Origin of the sequence: Chitinimonas sp. BJB300, assembly GCF_002735695.1 — a bacterium.
In the GTDB taxonomy this organism is placed as follows: Bacteria; Pseudomonadota; Gammaproteobacteria; order Burkholderiales; family Chitinimonadaceae; genus Chitinimonas.
In genome coordinates this window covers 30174-48131 of sequence record NZ_PDZH01000019.1, presented here as the reverse complement: position 1 = coordinate 48131, position 17958 = coordinate 30174, and the positions used below count along the sequence as shown (strand labels likewise).

Sequence of the window (17958 nt, the reverse complement as noted above, 5' to 3'; positions counted from 1 at the left end):
GAATGCCTGAGCATCAAGACGAAGAAGAAACCATTTGCGCTTTGCCGCAAGTTATTGATCAACGCCTCCCGCGCGGCTTATGAATCAGCTACAGCTGTTTCTCGCAGCTACTGCGTAACATCAGTTATTTGCTATAGATAGGGCATGAAGCGATCAGTCGTTTGCCTTTGCGCTTTGGCCGATCTTGCCTTCTGTGCCCCCTAATAAGTTGATGAGATTTCGTTTATGACGCTGTACCAAAAGTGCCGCAATAGCGAGTACAGCACCAAAAATGGCTGGATGATCAGGTACGAGGAAGTGGCAAAGCAGTGGGGCAGAGATCGCTGCAAGGATGGCTGCCAAGGAAGAAAGTCGGGTGATGAGGGCGACCAAAAACCACACGGTCAGCACTGCAAGGCCCAGTTTCCAATCCAGTGTCAGCAATACACCTGCTGCCGTTGCGACACCTTTACCACCCTGGAAGCGGAAGAAGATGGGCCACATATGTCCCACGATAACGGCAATGGCTACTGCCGCAATCCATTCTTCTGCTACACCCAGTTGCTGAGCGACGGCCACAGCCAGCAAGCCTTTCAGCGTATCGCCCAACAAAGTGAACAGGGCGGCCTTCTTTCGGCCAGAACGTAAAACGTTGGTGGCGCCCGGGTTCCCCGAGCCATAGCTGCGGGGGTCAGCCATTTTCATAGTCCGACTGACGATGATGGCAAATGAGATGGAACCAATCAGGTAGGCGGCGATGACGAGAACAAATGGGAGCACAGCGGGCGGCATCAGGCGATTTCCTCTACAATGAGTGCCCCGGATTCTAAGCCGGATGCGGCCTTCAGCGGTAGCAAGCAAGCGCTGGAGTCGCTTCCGCACTCACCATGGACATTATTTATTTACACGGCGTGAAGGCCAGGACGCTGATCGGTGTTTACGACTGGGAGCGTATCGCCCCCCAGGTTGTCGAGATCGACCTTGAGCTTGGCATCCCTAGCGCCCGTGCTTGTCAGACCGATGATTTGGCCGACACCATTAATTACGCCGATGTGGTGGATCGCTTGCGCGCGGTATTGGCTGAACAGCATTTTCTGCTGCTGGAGCGATTGGCTGAGTACATTGCCCAGGATTTGATGGGCGCATTTTCCACCCCATGGATACGTGTATCGGTGACCAAACTAGGTATTCTGCACGAGGTAGGCCGTGTGGGTGTGACGGTGGAGCGTGGTCATCGGGGTGGTTAGAGCAGCTCAGGGTATGACAGACAGGTATGTGTGTTGTCTAACTTGTGATACCACCCAAATTAAAAGCGGCTGATCGGCCGCTTTTAATTTGGGTGGTAAACATTCACTCCTTTTCAAACCAGGCCATTGATTCCACATGCCCTGTATGGGGGAACATATTCACGACGCCCGCAGTTTTCATGGTGTAGCCCTTTACATTCACCAGTACATTAGCGTCACGTGCGAGGGTAGCAGGGTTGCAACTCACGTAGATGATGCGTTTTGGGCCGTTTTCCATTGCAATGGACTTGCACACTTCCATTGCCCCATCGCGCGGTGGATCGATCACCATGCGGTCGAAGTGGCCTAAGCTCGCCATGATTTCTTCGGTAATCTCAAACAGATTCGCCATCTGGAACTCGGTTTTATCTGCGAGACCATTCTTTTCCGCGTTTTCAATCGCTCGTTCCACCAACTGTTGGCTACCTTCTATGCCAATTACTTGCGCACCGCTGCGGGCGATGGGCAGGGTGAAGTTACCCAGGCCGCAGAACAGGTCGGCGATGCGTTCGCCCGGTTGTGGGTCGAGCATACGAATAGCGCGGCCAACGAGTACGTTGTTGATATGCGGGTTGACCTGGGTGAATTCGGTTGGCTTATAAGGCATGACGATGCCAAATTCTGGCAGGCTGTAACTTAGCTGCGGTGCATTTAGGGGATAAAAAGGGTGGGCGGTGTCAGGCCCTTTGGGTTGCAGCCAAAACTGTACCGTGTATTGGTCAGCAAACGCCTTCACTAGCACTTCGTCTTCGGGTGTCAGTGGGTCCATGATGCGCAATACCAGAACATCGACATGTTCACCCAGTGCCAACTCAATTTGTGGCATCCGTTCGCGAATCGATAGTGCCATTACCAAGCTGCGTAACGGCACTAAAAGGTCGGAAATCTTCTTAGGCAGAATCTCACAGGATTTCATGTCGGCAATAAAGCTGGATCGCTTTTCATGAAAGCCGACAAGCACGGTACCCTTTTTGGCTACATAACGCGCTGAAAGACGCGCGCGATGGCGATAGCCCCATGTTGGCCCGTAGATGGGGGCAAGCAGGGTTTGGGGTTTCACCTCTCCGATGCGGGTGAGATTCTCTTCCATAACACGTTGTTTGGCGGCGACTTGGGCGGTTGCTTCTGCATGCTGTAGCGAACAACCTCCACAAACACCGAAATGGGCACATTTTGGGGTGGTACGCATGAAACTTTCGCTTAGCACCGCGGTAACTTGGGCATTTTCGAAAGTGGGCTTCTTACGATAGCTGGAGTATTCAACTGTCTCAAAGGGGAGGGCGCCATCGAGGAAAATGGTCTTGCCATCCACATGGGCTACACCATGGCCTTCGTAATCAAGTGATTCAACAGTGGCAACGGGATTACGGCGAGGTTCAGTCATGGGGGGAGAAGGGCTGGGAAGCGAAGAAAAGTCGGCGATTATAAGCGCTTGAGACTATTCGGGAAAATGCAAAAAACGAGGCCGACACGGTGTGTGTCGGCCTGTAAGTCAGGCGGTGGTATACCGCCTTCGAGGGAGTTGTTACTCCGGAGAGACTGAATCCCGTTATAGAGGGCAGACAAATGATTACAAAGAATAGACAGGCCCCGTCTGTCGTTTCACCCTATAGGTAGTGAATTTGTTACCTTGGCAAGTTCGCGTTTCGCTGAGTGGAACCAAATTTCCGCACAGATCAATAACCGACTGTCGTCCAGTAGGCCATCTTTGTCGTAGATAGTCAGCTTGTCTATTGAAGTTTATTCAGAATAAACCGATATTCAGGTCATAAGCCGATTGATCAGAGTGCGCCATGGGCGCAGAAGGGATGCAAGATGATCACTATCTTCGAAATGGCTTCCGGCCAAGAGGATGTGGTGGCAACCCACAAAGTTGAAGTGGCGCATGCTGCATCAGCTATGACTAATCCGGCTGTGAAGTTGCGTTTGCTGACGCTGGATGAGGCGGTTGCCGTTGAACAACGTATTGCTAAGCCCAAGGTTAATTTCCAGGCTTTATTGATGATTCTTTAGCGTAGTGCTTTCTTCGGTCTGGGGGCATACGGATTATGTTATGCACGGCATAGATTTTCCCAAAACGCCCGGACTGGGAAGATAACCCTAATTAGGAAGTAAATCCTGCTTGCAAACTCTTTAAGCTACACCTAGCTTGCGTGGACGGAGTATTTTCTTCCGTAATACGCATCGAAACCGCTTAAGGAGGATTATCAATGAAAGTCTTACTTGCTAGTGTGCTTGCCGCTCTGGCCCTCGCCGTTCTGCCTGCCATGGCAGTCGTCAATATCAATACTGGTACTGTTACTGAATTGGAATCTTTACATGGTATTGGTGCCAAGAAGGCGAAAGCCATAGTCGATTACCGTACCAAGAACGGTGCATTCAAGAGTGTCGACGAGCTTGAAAAAGTCAGCGGAATTGGGAAGGCGACTGTCGAAAAGTTGCGTAAGGATATTACGGTAGGGGGCGCAGCTACTCCGCCTTCTGCTAAGCCTGTTTCGGCAGCGGCTCCAACCTCTAAAACTGGTCCTGCCCCCAAAAAACCTTGATCAGCCTAGATGGTTTATAAAAAAGCCTCGCATCTGCGGGGTTTTTTTGTGGCGAGCAAGACAATTAATAAATCTGACTGATTGTTTGCGCAACGCAATTTATTTAACCCGATCACCATATTTAATAGAAACCAATGCACCATTTTTAAATTGTAGCGTGGTCATGAATTGCCCCGGGCCTGGATTGTAGGTCCATTCGTCTATCGGCTGACAAGCTGTCTTTTCGTGCTCAGGCTTGCAATAGGAGCCGCGCGCAACCGGTTCACCGCACTTTTGCAGCCGGCGGCCTTATTGTCACCTTCCTGGGCGCTATCGCCATTGCAACGCAGGAATTCAGCGTGAGCATGAAGCCCTATGCTGATCAACATTAGGGCAAAAGCCCCGCGTATTGTTTTGTATTGCAACATTTCTTCTTTCCTTGTGGTGTGGGTATTGACTATTCCTTTGGCTTTCGGGTCAGATCAAAGTGCCCTAGTCAAAATTCCATAAATAAAAACCAGTAATTGTGTTTAGCAAGTTGCCAATCTGTGCCTCTAGAAAAGGCTAGCAGGATCTACATAAGCCCCAGCTGAATCAGTTAAAACGAATATTTCAGCGTCTCATCGTCATGAAATTTTTCTAGGTAAGGGAAGCGTGGCGGACCCGATCTCCAGTACTAATTTCAGATGTCACTAAACGTTATATTTTTGCAACAAAAATATACTATTTGTTGTAAAAACATTCTTAGTAATTGCTAATAACCTGTACCTGTCAGTACGATCAAATCAGCTTCTTGTGTAGCAGTTTCGGTATGCGAGGTGGCTGCTAAGCAAGGGCGCGCCTGATCGGCGCATCAGGATGGCGAGGGTTGATGCCTAATACCAATACACAACCAATGCCATCGAACATTTGACTTACTGTTGGGGAGATCACTCGAATGAGGATCAAACAGCTTGCTTATGCAATTGGGATGATTGGCGTTGGTTCCATTGGCTTTGCCAGTGCGGCTGATGAAGTACAAAAAGCGGAAAAAATTGAAATCACAGGTTCGAGTATCAAGCGAATCGTGAAAGAGGGAGCTTTACCAGTCCAGACGCTGAAGCGTGAAGACATTACACGCACAGGCGCCACTTCTGTTGCTGAACTGATGCAAGCGATGCCGGCCATGCAGGGTTTTACCGCAGCCAGTGATTCGGTCGGTGGCGGTGGTGGCGGCTTAGTTACGGCATCGCTGCATAACATTGGTGAAAAATATACGTTGGTGCTTTTGAATGGCCGTCGTATTGCACCTGCAGACAGCGGTGGTACGGTAAACCTTGCTTCTATCCCCCTGAGCGCAGTTGAGCGTGTTGAGATTCTTACCGATGGTGCATCTGCGTTGTACGGTTCAGATGCGATTGCGGGTGTGGTCAACTTCATTCTAAAGAAAAACCAGCAAGGTGTTGACCTTGAAGCCCGTTATACCAATCCGCAGCATCCCGGTGGCAAGAACTGGAGCGCTAGCGTTACGGCAGGGTTTGGTGATCTCGCCACCGATGGCTTTAACGCCATGGTTTCCTATTCGCATGAATCTCAAGATCTGTTGCGCGCCAAAGATCGTGATATTTCCAAGACCGGTATTATTCCGTTTGGCAACAACGGGCAGAGCTTGTTGTTCTTCAATGGATCACCCCGAAGCATTCCTGGCAATGTAGACGTCAACTACAAGGATGCGAGTGGCGCTGATCAGACTTTCTCCTTCAATCCTTACTACAAAGCGAATCAAGCTTGTCCAGCCGACCATCAGCGAGTGGATTCCACGCCGGGCCAGTACTACTGCTATTTCGACTACGCTTCGACCGTGCAGATCATGCCGGAGAGTGCCCGTGACAGCGTGTTTGCGACAGGGCGGCTAAAGGTTGGTGATGGTTGGACTTTGTTCTCTGATGTTGCCGTCTCCAAGTATGAAATGAAAACGAGAATCGCAGCGCAGACTGCGAATGTGCCGATTACGATTGATGCCAGCAATGGCACGCTTTACAGCACTTATATTCTTCCCTATTTACCTGCAGATGCAACTGCAGCGGGCGCTACGGTAGTTGATGCTGCTGCTGCATACCGTGTCCTTGATCTGGGCGGGCGAGCCTCCAAGTACAGCAACGAATCCAAGCACATAGTGCTTGGTGCCGAAGGAGACTTGGGAAGCTGGAGCCTGAAGGGTTCGGGTACGATTGCTGAGAACACTTTGAGTGAAGATCGGATTGGCGGCTACGTTCTACAGCAGCCGTTTGTTGCTGCCGTCCAGTCTGGTCAGGTGAATCCCTTTGTTGGACCCGGGCAGCAGACTGCGGCAGCGATGGATTTGCTGAACAAGGCGCTGTATTTCGGGCCCTTGTCGAAAGATAAGGTCAAGTACAAGGGCATTGAAGGAAGTGGTTCGACTGAGCTGATGGAGTTGGCTGGTGGCCAGGCAATGATCGCGGTTGGGGGCGATTTCCGAGACTATGCCTTTATCACTACCAGGGACCCTGCCTCTAACGGCAATATTTTGAATGAGCTGGCCCAGCCGAATTACGATCTGACCCGTCAGTCGATGGGGGTGTTTGGTGAAGTCGCGTTGCCGGTACTTGATAGCTTGGAACTCAACGTATCCACGCGTTATGACAAGATCGACAGCGTTAAGGATAAATTGGCAGGGGTGAACGTTGGCAGCAGTAATGCAAAAGCCACCTATAAAATCAGCGGTCGCTATCAGCCGACCAAGTCGACACTACTTCGCGCGTCTTACGGCACAGGCTTCCGCGCGCCATCCATGTTGGATATTGCCCGCCCATTGAGCGATTTTGGGGTGAGCGCAGGAACGTACACTTGTCCTAACTTCCCCGCAGGCGACATTCTGGGCACCTACTGTAAGGTAGGTAAACAGCAGGCTGAAGTTTTCAAGCAGGGTGAAGCGACGCTGAAGCCAGAGAAGTCCGAGCAGTGGTCAGTGGGCTTCCGTATTGAGCCCAGTAGCTCGTTTGGCTTTGGTATGGATATGTGGGATGTATCGATTACTGATGCGGTCAGGGAGATCGATGAATCCGTCATCTTTGATGATCCTGTGACTTATCATGACCGGTTCACTTATAAGACCAACACAGCTACGGGCCGTAAGGATTTGGCTATCATTTTGAAGGCAGAGAATATCGGCAAGCTCCATAACCGGGGTATCGACTGGGATACGGTAGGCCGCTTCAAAGTGATGTCTGCGCGGGTAACCACCAATTTGACGGGTACCTACTTGCTGAAGTCGGAGTATACCAAGCCAGGTTCACAGGCTTATGAGTCCAGCCTGGGGCAATACGGCTCCGATGATAAGGTTGCCTTCCGCACCCTTGCTAACCTAGCAACGACAGTTGAGTTAGGGAACTGGGCTAATACCGTGGCGATTAAGTACAAGTCCGGTTACAAGGATAAAACTTATTCGGTGGCGGATTGCAGTGTGACGAAACCCGACCTGGTTACATGCATGCCGTATGAAGGGACGGTATCCAGCTACACCACAGTAGACTTTCAGGCTCGTTATACGGTTAAGAAGGGCTTTATGATTACCGGTGGTATTAGTAATCTGTTTGATCGTGATCCACCACGCTCGCTACGTAATACGGGTTCGCATCAGCTGGGATATGACCCGCGTTATGCAGATGCGCTTGGCCGTGCGTATTACGTCAGTGGTAACTACAAATTCTAATGGTTATTGCGATTTTTTAGTTTAAAAGCCGCCCTGTGTCAGGGCGGCTTTTTTATGTTGGTGTTACTGCAGGATCAATGATTGGCCTTAGCGGAAAAATCCATTAGTAATGGGATATCGCCAATCTCGCCCAAATCCCCGTGGCGTAATTCGTGCGCCTACCGCTGCTTGCCGACGCTTGTATTCATTGACCTTTAATAGTTTTACCACTCTCAAGACATCGGCTTCGGCAAACCCGGCAGCAATGATGTCGGCAATAGACTCGTTGTCTTCTACATAGCGCGCCATGATGGCGTCCAGGACCTCATAGGGTGGCAGGCTGTCTTGGTCGACCTGATCCTCGCGCAATTCGGCAGAAGGGGGGCGGGTAATGATGCGCTCGGGAATGATGTCAGACAGGCTATTACGGTAGCTCGACAAGCGATAGACCAAGGTTTTGGCAATATCCTTGAGCACTGCATAGCCTCCAGCCATATCGCCGTAGAGCGTAGCGTAGCCAGTCGTCATCTCCGATTTATTGCCCGTAGTTAGCACCAGCCGGCCGGTCTTGTTAGACAGCGCCATCAAAATGACACCGCGAATGCGTGACTGAAGATTCTCTTCCGTGGTATCGGCGGCCAACCCAACGAACTGTTGTGCGAGTGCTGTGCTGAAGGCATCGTACATGGGCTCGATGCTGATTTCATCGTATTGCACACCTAGTCGGCGGACCATCTCGCGAGAGTCGTCCAGGCTGATTTGGGCGGTATAGCGAGAGGGCATCATGACGGCGCGGACACGATCGGCGCCGAGTGCATCGACGGCGATGGCAAGGGTCAGCGCCGAGTCGATACCCCCTGAGAGGCCGATGATGACACCAGGGAAGTGATTCTTCTGGATGTAGTCTTGGGTAGCCAGGGTGAGTGCCTGATATACGCTGGCTTCCAGATTGGGTGTTGCTGCGATTTTGCCTGTCAGCAAGTCCTTGTCGGCAAATTCCAGTAGCGCCAAATCGGGGGTGAAACTGGGCGACTTGGCGACAAGATCGCCTTGGCGATTCAGCGCAAAACTGCCACCGTCGAAAACCAATTCATCTTGGCCGCCTACCCAGTTGCAATAAACGATGGGCAGCCCCGTTTCTTCCACTCGCGCGCGAACCATTTGCTCGCGCATGGCCTCTTTGCCTACATGGTAGGGAGAGGCATTAGGCACGAGCAGAATCTCTGCGCCTTGGTCGGCCGCCTCGGCGGCAGGTTCCAAATGCCAGATATCTTCACAGATCAATACACCTACTTGTACGGTACTGCCATCGTGGCAGCGCTGTTCAAATACGCAGGTGTTTGCGCCGGGCGTGAAGTAACGGCATTCATCAAATACTTCGTTATTGGGCAGGACCATTTTGTGGTACCGCGCCACGTAGTTTCCATCACGCAATACGGTGACGGCATTAAAGCGTTCTGCACCGAGCTGCTGTGGGTGGCCAACCACCAGCGTAATGTCATCCGCTGCATCAAGCAGGCGGTCTAGCTGTTCATTGCACGCTTGGTAAAAGCTGGGCCGTAACAGCAGATCCTCCGGTGGATAACCGGAAATGGCCAATTCGGGCACCAGCAGAATATCCGCACCGGCTTGCCGTGCTTGCTCGAGCTGGGAAAGGATCTGATCAGTGTTACCAATATGATCACCGACAGTGGCGTTGAATTGGGCTACGGCGATTTTCATAGGATTGGATAAGGGTGATTAGGGCTGGTTTTTGATGTAAGTGGGGCCTTTAGAACCTGTCTAAAGTCTCGCGAGCTAGGGCAAGATAAGGCAAAAACAGCCGAGGAAGCGAAGTTTACAAGTGGTAAATGAGCATTCCGAGGGTGTATTCAACGCCATATTGCCGACGCGCAGCAGACTTTAGGCAGGTTCTTAGGCTTGAGCACCGATTTGCAATGAAATGGATGTCGGGTTCGGGCAGTGTTCGAATCGGCCCCGTTCCGCGCATAGAAGCATCATCAAATAGCATAGGCGGCGAGCAAAATGGATGGGCTTCCGCTTATTATTTACCCGCATACAGCACAAACATGGCTGGGCGTTTTTTCAATTCGGGGCGAGGTTGGTTTTTCCAGCGCGAGAGGGCTTGTGAAATCACCAGCTCATCGTCTGTCGTCAGGTCCCGTGCGATGGTAAGCCAAGTATTGGGTTTACAGGCTTGTAGGGCCGCATCAAGCATCGCCTCGTTACGGTAAGGGGTTTCGATGAAAAGCTGGGCTTCATCGAGCTTGGTTGAGTCACGTTCCAATTCCCGCAGCTTTTCCAGGCGGGGTCCAGCCTCTACGGGTAGGTAACCGTGAAAACGGAAACGCTGGCCGCTTGCACCAGAAGCCATGAGGGCCAATAAAATCGAGGACGGCCCAACCAGTGGCGCAACCCGGATGCCTTGGGTGTGCGCCAGGCGGGCCAGTTTGGCGCCGGGGTCGGCGACACCCGGGCAGCCGGCTTCCGACATCAAGCCAACATCATGGCCCGCCTGTAGCGGAGCAAGCAGGGTGGCAAGTTCGTTATCTTTTGTGTGCTCGTTCAGCTCGCTCATCTGCAGCCCAGCTATTTGCCTTGCCGGTTCATAAAGCTTAAGAAACGCGCGGGCTGTTTTGGGGTGCTCGACAATCCAATGTTCGATGCGATTGGCTATTTTCCTTACGTCGGCTGGCAAGATATTGTCGAGATTGCTATCTCCGAGCGGTGCCGGAATCAGATAGAGCGTGCCGGAACTCATAGTAATGGGAAACCTTCTGCGCGCAGCATGCGGCATAGTTCAATCAGGGGAAGGCCAATGATTGCGGCGGGGTCGCTGCCTTCCATGCGTTCGATCATGGTGATACCCAGGCCTTCGGTTTTGGCGCTGCCTGCACAGTCATACGGTTGTTCGCGCTCCAGATAGCGGCGGATTTCCGCATCGGTATAGTCACGCATGGTCACTTGCCATGGCACGACCGCTTCCTGCGTTTGACCGCTGCTTGCGTTGTGCAGAGCTAATGCCGTATGGAAAATAATGGTGCAGCCCCGCATGGCGCTGAGTTGGCGAAAGGCTTGGTCGAAATTGCCTGGTTTGCCCAATTGTTCATTGTTTAGCAGGGCAACTTGATCTGACCCGATGATCAATGCTTTCGGATAAGTCGTTGCGAGAGACTGCGCTTTGACTCGAGCCAAGCGGACGGCGGTTGTGGCTGCGCTTTCATGAGGAAGCGGTGTTTCATCGCAAACGGGGGCTGCGACGTCAAATGTTATGCCTAAGCGCTCAAGCAGTTCGCGCCGGTAGCGGGAGGTTGAACCTAATACAAGCTGTGGTGTGGTCATCGGTATTATTCGTTTGAGAACCTGTTTACGATCTTACTGCGCAGCCGTGATCAGGGCTCATGTGCTGCTCAAAATCCTCATGTACAAAAGTACATTCCGGTTTCTGCGCTGCGCTTCACCCTGCTGACGGCTGCTCGTGACAGATCGTAAACAGGTTCTGAGGCGTACAGCTGCAAAATCAGCCTGCCGCAATTAGTCGCTGCGGCTAAGCTAAGCGGCAGATTTCTTTGACGTTTCAGGGGGCGAAAGTATATCATCCGCCGTTTATGTCCGAGCTCATCTTCGATAACGGTCAGTTTGCTAGGCAGCAAAGAGTCTTGGCAGGCAAGTTGGCCCTCAGTGATTTACCCCGTGTGGCTGGCGAGTTGCTAGATGGAAGCGCCGTTGAGTATGCCTTGGTAGGTAGTACCGACCGGCTACAGCGTTTGGCGCTGGATTTACGATTGACAGCGCATTTTCAGCTCAAATGCCAGCGTTGTTTATCTGCGATGCCGTTTGAGTTGGATGTGGCGGCTCGGTTTGCGCTGTTTTCTGATGAAGACAGGCTGAATGCAGCCGAGGCTGAGGAGGAAGAGCTTGAAGGGTTGATGTTTGAGCGAGAGTTTGCGCTGCTTGACCTGATTGAGGACGAGATTTTACTGGCGTTGCCCTATTCCCCGACACATGACGAGTGTGAGTCGGAGACCGAGGGGGCGGTAGAGGCGGATGTATCGCCGCAAAAGCCTAACCCGTTTGCCGTGCTGGCGGATTTCAAGGCCAAGTTAAAGCGCGGCGACAACTAAGCCGTTTTCAGAGTTAACAGTTTTTAAAGTTTGATCTAGGAGCACAACCATGGCCGTTCAACAGAATAAAAAATCCCCGTCCAAGCGCGGCATGCATCGCGCTCATGACTTTTTGACCGCTCCTGCATTGGCTGTTGAGCCAAGCACTGGTGAGGCTCACCTGCGCCATCACATCAGCCCGAATGGCTTTTATCGCGGCCGTCGCGTGGTTAAGGCCAAGGGCGAGTAATTGCCCATTGAGTCTGTAGCTGCACGTTCATAAAGGCGCGCTCCTAGAGCGCGCCTTTTTCTTTCGAGCTAGCGCTTGGCACTGCTCGCAGTAGACCTTACTCTTCCCGCATGGAAATCACAGTCGCAATCGATGCAATGGGCGGCGATCACGGTACTCACGTTACCGTACCGGCCGCAATCAAGTTCCTCAAGGCGCATCCTGAGGTCAATGTAGTACTGGTCGGATTGAAGGATGCCATTGAGGCAGAACTGAAAGCTCGTCATATCCACCCAGGCCCGCGTCTACGTATTCATCACGCTAGCGAAGTTGTGGCGATGGACGAATCGCCACAGTCGGCACTGAAAAACAAGAAAGACTCGTCCATGCGCATCGCCATTAACCTGGTCAAGACTGGCGAGGCACATGCTTGTGTCTCGGCTGGTAATACCGGCGCTTTGATGGCGACAGCGCGTTTTGTACTGAAGACCCTTTTGGGTATTGAACGGCCGGCGATTGCCAAGATGATGCCGACCATGCGCGGCACCAGCTGCGTATTGGACCTTGGGGCGAATGTAGACTGCACACCCGAGCAGCTCTATCAGTTTGCTGCCATGGGGTCGGCGCTTTATGGTGCGCTAAACCACAGTGAGCGTCCTACTGTCGGCTTGTTGAATATTGGTTCGGAAGACATCAAGGGCAATGAAACGGTCAAGGCTGCCGGTGAGCTATTAAAAAAATCGCGCCTCAATTTCTATGGCAACGTGGAAGGGAATGACATCTACAAAGGGACCGTAGATGTTGTGGTTTGCGATGGATTTACCGGTAATGTGGCACTAAAGACTTCGGAAGGCCTTGCCAAGATGTTGACGGAGTTCCTCCGGCAGGAATTCTCCATGAGTTGGTGGCGTAAGCTGATTGCTGTTGTCGCCATGCCTGTGTTGATGAGTTTCCGGCATCGTATGGACACACGTCGTTATAACGGTGCGAGCTTGCTGGGACTACGCGGCATCGTGGTCAAGAGTCATGGTGGGGCGGATACGCTGGCCTTTTACTACGCTATGGAGCAAGCATTGGAGGAAGCCCGCTCCGGTGTTCTGAGCAAAATCAGCGAAACCATGGCAGACCATGCCACGACAGCTGCTAATTCGCTTGATGATGGCATCTAATAATCGACTGGCGCACCGACGAGTGTGCCGGCTATTCCCAAGCTAGGTGCAACCGCCTGGTTGCTGATGGAGTTTTTCAATATGAGCCGCCCCCAAATGTATTCCCGCATCGCTGGTACGGGTAGTTATCTGCCTGAACGCGTGCTGGGAAATACCGAGTTGGCACAGCAGGTAGATACCAGTGATGAGTGGATCGTGACTCGTACGGGTATTCATGAACGACGTATTGCTGCTGTCGATGAGCTGACCAGTGATTTGGCGCTGAAGGCCAGCTTGGCGGCGTTGGCGTCAGCCAGCGTTGCTGCTACAGAAATTGACCTAATTATTGTTGCGACAACCACACCCGATGTGGTTTTCCCCAGCACTGCTTGTATTTTGCAAGACAAGTTGGGTGTGCATGGTTTTCCGGCTTTTGACGTGCAAGCGGTCTGTGCCGGATTTGCTTATGCGTTGGCGACGGCCGATCAATTTGTCCGTGGTGGTATGGCCAAGACAGCCTTGGTGGTGGGGGCAGAAGTTTTTTCGCGGATTCTTGATTGGGATGATCGCGCTACTTGTGTCTTGTTTGGCGATGGCGCGGGTGCCGTGGTACTGAAGGCTTCAGAGGAGCCGGGCATTCTGGTTACCAAGCTTAAGGCGGATGGTCGTTATCGCGACATCCTTACTACGCCGGCGAGCATCATGCATGGTGATGTGCAAGGTAAGCCTTTTTTGCATATGGATGGCCCGGCGGTTTTCAAGTTTGCAGTTAAGGCGCTGGCGGAGTTGGCATCTGAAACATTGGCAGCGGCCGGGCTCAAACAGTCTGACCTCGACTGGTTGGTGCCCCATCAAGCCAACATCCGCATTATCGAATCGACTGCTCGTCATTTGGGCCTGAACATGGACAAGGTTGTAGTGACGCTTGCCCGACATGGCAATACTTCGGCGGCATCCATTCCTCTGGCGTTGGATGTGGCTGCGCGTGAAGGGAAATTCAAACGGGGTGAATTGATCATGCTGGAGGGGATAGGTGGTGGATTTGCCTGGGGTTCGGCCCTCATGCGTTGGTAATGATCAATCTGAACAAGCGCCCGCTTGGTGGTGCTTCTCCTCTTGGCCGGTTAATATCGCGGCCGCTTGAATTTTTCAGCTAGAAATTTTGCCTACAGTTTGCTGGATATTGGCGAGTTTGTTGGTAATACGGTGGAGTTTTTATGTCGCTTGCTTTTGTGTTTCCAGGTCAAGGTTCCCAAGCGCTCGGTATGCTCAATGCTTTTGCCGACCTGTCGGTGGTGCGCGATACCCTCGAAGAGGCAAATGCGGCGCTTGGTTTTGACTTGGCTGCCTTGATGGCTACTGGCCCCAAGGAGGTGCTTGACGCTACCGTGAATACCCAGCCGGCGATGCTGGTGGCGGGTGTCGCCACTTACCGGGCTTGGTTGGCGGGTGGCGGTGAGCAACCGGTTTTTCTTGCTGGCCATAGCCTGGGCGAGTATGCCGCGTTGGTGGCGTCCGGCGCGTTGGCATTTACCGATGCCCTCAAACTGGTGCGCCTACGTGCTGAAGCCATGCAGGAAGCTGTACCGGCAGGGCAGGGGGGGATGGCTGCCATTCTGGGATTGGATGACGACGCAATTCGTGCTGCCTGTGCTGAAGCGGGCCAAGGCGAAGTGGTTGAGGCGGTGAATTTCAATTCACCCGGTCAAGTGGTGATTGCAGGCAGCAAAGCTGCAGTGGAACGAGCTTGTGTATTGTGTAAAGCTGTCGGCGCGAAGCGGGCGATGCCGCTGCCGGTATCGGTACCTTCGCATTGCACATTGATGAAGCCTGCTGCCGTAAAATTGGCGGCAGCCTTGGCCGAGATCGACATCAAGTCGCCCTTGATACCCGTGTTGCACAATGCGGACGTTGCAGCCTATACCCATCCGTCCCAAATCAGGGATGCGCTTGCGCGCCAGCTATTCAGCCCGGTGCGTTGGGTGGAAACCATTCAACAGCTACAGGCAGATGGTGTAACCGTGGTGGCTGAATGCGGACCTGGCAAAGTATTGGCTGGATTGAATAAGCGCATTGTTGATGGCATGCAGTCTTTTGCTTTGACTGACCCCGCTGAATTTGAGTCGCTCAAGGCAACGTTGCAATGAAATTATTGGAAGTATTTGGGCGTATGCCTTGGATGGACCGGTTGTTTATTCCGGTTGCGCTGGTGCTCGCATTGTTGCGGATCAGTGAGGGGTTGGAGACCGGCCAAGCTTCGGCGTTGGCCGCTGGCGCCGGCTTTGCGTTATACGCCGTGGGTAAGCTGCTGCAGTACTGGTACGCTCATGACCCACGCGTAGTTGGCTTATCCCTAAAATTGCAGATGGCTGGTATTGGCCTCTGGTTGGCTTCCATGATCTGGCGCTTTGCCGCCTGATCCAAGTAAAAGGAGAAGTACCTTATGTCTTTGCAAGGCAAGCTTGCCCTGGTTACCGGCGCATCGCGCGGTATTGGACGGGCGATTGCAGAAGCACTGGGGCGCGAAGGCGCTATCGTGGTGGGTACGGCGACCAGTGAAAGCGGCGCTGCTGCCATTGGGGCGTATTTGCAACAAGCCAGGATCCAGGGAATGGGGCTGGCGCTGAATGTGAATGAGCCTGCTGCCGTCGAAGCTGCATTGGCGCAAATTGAGAAGGCGCATGGCCCGGTGGCTGTGTTGGTCAACAATGCCGGAATAACCCGTGACCAACTTTTGATGCGTATGAAAGAGGATGATTGGGATGCCGTGATGGATACCAATCTGCGTTCGGTCTATCGTCTGTCAAAGGCGGTGCTGCGGGGCATGATGAAAGCCCGTTGGGGCCGTATTATCAGCATCGCATCAGTGGTCGGTGCCTCTGGCTCTGCAGGGCAGACTAACTACGCAGCAGCCAAGGCTGGCATGATGGGCTTTACGAAGTCGCTCGCCCGAGAGGTTGGCAGCCGTAATATCACGGTCAACTGCGTCGCACCTGGCTTTATCGATACTGATATGACGGCCCTGCTGGCAGAGGATTACAAGCAGAAGTTGCTAGCCCAGATTCCGTTGGAACGGCTGGGTCGGCCGGAAGAGATCGCAGATGCGGTTACCTTCCTGGCTGGTGAAAAAGCCGCTTACGTGACGGGGAATACCCTTCATGTAAACGGCGGTATGTACATGAATTAATTGATTTTTTAGCGCTTTTACTTGCGTGCCGTGTTTTTTGTTAGAATGCGGGCGCTTTTGACCATCCAACACGAAAGGCTTGGGTTCAAGAATGGAAAATATCGAACAACGCGTGAAGAAGATCGTCGCCGAGCAATTGGGCGTCAACGAAGCCGATATCAAGATCGACTCGTCCTTCGTTGAAGACCTCGGTGCCGACTCTCTCGACACCGTTGAACTCGTGATGGCCCTCGAAGAAGAATTTGAGTGCGAAATTCCGGACGAAGAAGCCGAAAAGATCACTAACGTTCAACAGGCCGTTGACTACGTTAAGGCTCACCTGGGCAAGTAAGTCCATATGGTAAATACAGCATGCCCTGTGAGGGTGCATGCCTGCTGAACCAGTCAAGACCCCTGCACGAATTCATCGCGCAGGGGTCTCGTTGTATGTGTCATTTGATTTGAGCGGTTGCTAGTTTGAGATCGCTACATGGTCACTAACCTGTCGTATGCTGGCAGGCGTGACCTTGTTACAGAAGGAAGACTTTCATGTCCAAACGCAGAGTTGTCGTCACCGGCCTGGGCCATGTCTCGCCGGTCGGTAACGATGTCGCCACAGGGTGGGCCAATCTATTGGCCGGTAAGTCCGGTATTGGCACGATTACCCGTTTCGATGCTTCCGACCTTGCCTGCACGATTGCCGGTGAAGTGAAGGAGTTTGATCCCACCCAATACATCAGCCCCAAAGATGCACGACGCATGGATGTGTTTATCCACTATGGCATTGTCGCAGCGCTTCAAGCGATTGCAGATGCCGGCCTTGATGACGTTGCAGGGCTGGATAAGACCCGCGTGGGTATGAACATCGGCTCGGGTATCGGTGGCTTGCCCCTGATTGAAAATACGGGTGTTGCCCTCGTTGAGGGCGGCCCACGCAAGATCGGGCCGTTCTTTATTCCTGGTTCCCTTATCAATATGATCGCCGGCCACGTGTCGATCATGAAAGGATACCAAGGGCCCAGCTATGGCATCGTGTCAGCCTGTACCACAGGTGCCCATTGTATTGGTGATGCTGCCCGCACGATTCAGTACGGCGATGCGGACGTCATGGTGGCCGGTGGCGCAGAGTGTGCGATTGCGCGGCTCGGCATTGGTGGTTTTGCTGCCATGAAGGCGTTGTCGACGCGTAATGACGACCCGACCACCGCCAGCCGCCCGTGGGACAAAGGGCGCGATGGTTTTGTGATGGGCGAAGGCGCCGGCGTACTGGTGTTGGAAGAGTACGAGCATGCAAAAGCGCGTGGTGCGACGATCTACGCAGAGCTTGCCGGGTTTGGTATGAGTAGCGATGCCTACCATATGACCGCACCGTGTGAAGACGGTGAAGGCGCATCGCGTGGCATGCTGAATGCCCTGCGCGATGCCAAAGTCAATGCAGATGAAGTCGACTATATCAATGCCCATGGTACGTCCACGCCCTTGGGTGATGCGGCCGAGACCATGGCGGTGAAGCGCGCCTTTGGTGACCACGCCAAAAAGCTGGTGGTGAATTCGACCAAGTCGATGACAGGCCACTTATTGGGTGGCGCTGGCGGCGTAGAGGCGGTTTATTCGGCATTGGCGCTGCATCATCAAAAGAGTCCACCGACGATCAACCTGTTTGAGCAGGATATCGAAGGTGGGTGCGACCTCGATTACGTAGCAAATGAAGCGCGCGACATGCCGATCCGGGTGGCTATCTCGAATTCATTTGGGTTTGGTGGCACCAATGGCACGCTGGTTTTCAAGCGGATTTGATAAAAACTCAGATTGACGGCTCTTGCCAATCATC

Annotated in this window: 19 protein-coding genes; 13 read left to right on the top strand and 6 right to left on the bottom strand. The window is 52.8% G+C overall.

Annotated elements, in window-relative coordinates; translation table 11 throughout:
* Positions 1 to 153: 153 nt before the first annotated feature.
* Entirely contained in the window at positions 154 to 771 is a 618-nt protein-coding gene (gene plsY / locus CSQ89_RS05185; protein WP_099405120.1) for a glycerol-3-phosphate 1-O-acyltransferase PlsY, read from the bottom strand.
* 95 nt (positions 772 to 866) lie between these two features.
* On the opposite strand from plsY, the gene folB reads away from it, so the two are divergent.
* Positions 867 to 1226, top strand: coding sequence for a dihydroneopterin aldolase (folB, locus tag CSQ89_RS05180; protein WP_099405119.1), 360 nt, complete (start codon positions 867 to 869; stop codon positions 1224 to 1226).
* A gap of 103 nt (positions 1227 to 1329) precedes the next feature.
* Here folB and rlmD read toward each other — a convergent pair whose 3' ends face one another.
* Entirely contained in the window at positions 1330 to 2649 is a 1320-nt protein-coding gene (gene rlmD / locus CSQ89_RS05175) for a 23S rRNA (uracil(1939)-C(5))-methyltransferase RlmD (RefSeq protein ID WP_099405118.1), read from the bottom strand.
* A 431-nt stretch (positions 2650 to 3080) separates the two neighbouring features.
* On the opposite strand from rlmD, the gene CSQ89_RS05170 reads away from it, so the two are divergent.
* Positions 3081 to 3278, top strand: coding sequence for a hypothetical protein (locus tag CSQ89_RS05170; protein ID WP_099405117.1), 198 nt, complete (start codon positions 3081 to 3083; stop codon positions 3276 to 3278).
* Between the two features lie 197 nt (positions 3279 to 3475).
* Positions 3476 to 3811: a ComEA family DNA-binding protein gene (locus tag CSQ89_RS05165; RefSeq protein ID WP_099405116.1), complete on the top strand. Its 336-nt coding sequence runs from the start codon at positions 3476 to 3478 to the stop codon at positions 3809 to 3811.
* A gap of 99 nt (positions 3812 to 3910) precedes the next feature.
* On the opposite strand, the gene CSQ89_RS23775 is transcribed toward CSQ89_RS05165, so the two are convergent.
* Positions 3911 to 4090 carry a DUF2845 domain-containing protein gene (locus CSQ89_RS23775; RefSeq protein ID WP_099405123.1) on the bottom strand — a complete coding sequence of 60 codons (180 nt, stop codon included), beginning with the start codon at positions 4088 to 4090 and terminating at the stop codon, positions 3911 to 3913.
* Between the two features lie 637 nt (positions 4091 to 4727).
* On the opposite strand from CSQ89_RS23775, the gene CSQ89_RS05150 reads away from it, so the two are divergent.
* Positions 4728 to 7502, top strand: coding sequence for a TonB-dependent receptor domain-containing protein (locus CSQ89_RS05150; protein WP_099405114.1), 2775 nt, complete (start codon positions 4728 to 4730; stop codon positions 7500 to 7502).
* Positions 7503 to 7589: 87 nt separating this feature from the next.
* Here CSQ89_RS05150 and CSQ89_RS05145 read toward each other — a convergent pair whose 3' ends face one another.
* The 3 genes from CSQ89_RS05145 to CSQ89_RS05135 all read right to left on the bottom strand — a co-directional run bounded on the left by CSQ89_RS05145 (position 7590) and on the right by CSQ89_RS05135 (position 10823).
* Positions 7590 to 9203 (bottom strand): NAD+ synthase, encoded by a 1614-nt coding sequence (locus CSQ89_RS05145; RefSeq protein ID WP_099405113.1) that lies wholly within the window; start codon positions 9201 to 9203, stop codon positions 7590 to 7592.
* Positions 9204 to 9525: 322 nt separating this feature from the next.
* Complete coding sequence (locus CSQ89_RS05140; RefSeq protein ID WP_099405112.1) at positions 9526 to 10242, bottom strand: SAM-dependent methyltransferase; 717 nt, start codon at positions 10240 to 10242, stop codon at positions 9526 to 9528.
* Positions 10239 to 10823 (bottom strand): Maf family protein, encoded by a 585-nt coding sequence (locus CSQ89_RS05135; RefSeq protein WP_099405111.1) that lies wholly within the window; start codon positions 10821 to 10823, stop codon positions 10239 to 10241. The genes CSQ89_RS05140 and CSQ89_RS05135 overlap by 4 nt, the downstream gene beginning before the upstream one ends.
* Positions 10824 to 11089: 266 nt before the next feature.
* On the opposite strand from CSQ89_RS05135, the gene CSQ89_RS05130 reads away from it, so the two are divergent.
* The 9 genes from CSQ89_RS05130 to fabF all read left to right on the top strand — a co-directional run bounded on the left by CSQ89_RS05130 (position 11090) and on the right by fabF (position 17924).
* Positions 11090 to 11605, top strand: a complete 516-nt coding sequence (locus tag CSQ89_RS05130) for a YceD family protein (protein ID WP_099405110.1) — start codon at positions 11090 to 11092, stop codon at positions 11603 to 11605.
* A gap of 49 nt (positions 11606 to 11654) precedes the next feature.
* Positions 11655 to 11834: a 50S ribosomal protein L32 gene (gene rpmF, locus CSQ89_RS05125; protein WP_099405109.1), complete on the top strand. Its 180-nt coding sequence runs from the start codon at positions 11655 to 11657 to the stop codon at positions 11832 to 11834.
* 110 nt (positions 11835 to 11944) lie between these two features.
* Positions 11945 to 12982 (top strand): phosphate acyltransferase PlsX, encoded by a 1038-nt coding sequence (gene plsX / locus CSQ89_RS05120; RefSeq protein ID WP_099405108.1) that lies wholly within the window; start codon positions 11945 to 11947, stop codon positions 12980 to 12982.
* Positions 12983 to 13063: 81 nt separating this feature from the next.
* The gene (locus CSQ89_RS05115) at positions 13064 to 14035 is read left to right on the top strand and encodes a beta-ketoacyl-ACP synthase III (RefSeq protein ID WP_304441791.1); all 972 of its coding nucleotides are present in this window, start codon (positions 13064 to 13066) and stop codon (positions 14033 to 14035) included.
* A gap of 143 nt (positions 14036 to 14178) precedes the next feature.
* Complete coding sequence (fabD, locus tag CSQ89_RS05110) at positions 14179 to 15108, top strand: ACP S-malonyltransferase (protein WP_099405107.1); 930 nt, start codon at positions 14179 to 14181, stop codon at positions 15106 to 15108.
* Positions 15105 to 15380, top strand: coding sequence for a hypothetical protein (locus tag CSQ89_RS05105; RefSeq protein ID WP_099405106.1), 276 nt, complete (start codon positions 15105 to 15107; stop codon positions 15378 to 15380). The genes fabD and CSQ89_RS05105 overlap by 4 nt, the downstream gene beginning before the upstream one ends.
* Positions 15381 to 15404: 24 nt before the next feature.
* Positions 15405 to 16148, top strand: coding sequence for a 3-oxoacyl-ACP reductase FabG (gene fabG, locus CSQ89_RS05100; protein WP_099405105.1), 744 nt, complete (start codon positions 15405 to 15407; stop codon positions 16146 to 16148).
* Positions 16149 to 16239: 91 nt separating this feature from the next.
* Positions 16240 to 16479: an acyl carrier protein gene (gene acpP / locus CSQ89_RS05095; RefSeq protein ID WP_072428619.1), complete on the top strand. Its 240-nt coding sequence runs from the start codon at positions 16240 to 16242 to the stop codon at positions 16477 to 16479.
* 197 nt (positions 16480 to 16676) lie between these two features.
* Positions 16677 to 17924 (top strand): beta-ketoacyl-ACP synthase II, encoded by a 1248-nt coding sequence (fabF, locus tag CSQ89_RS05090; protein WP_099405104.1) that lies wholly within the window; start codon positions 16677 to 16679, stop codon positions 17922 to 17924.
* Positions 17925 to 17958: the final 34 nt, after the last annotated feature.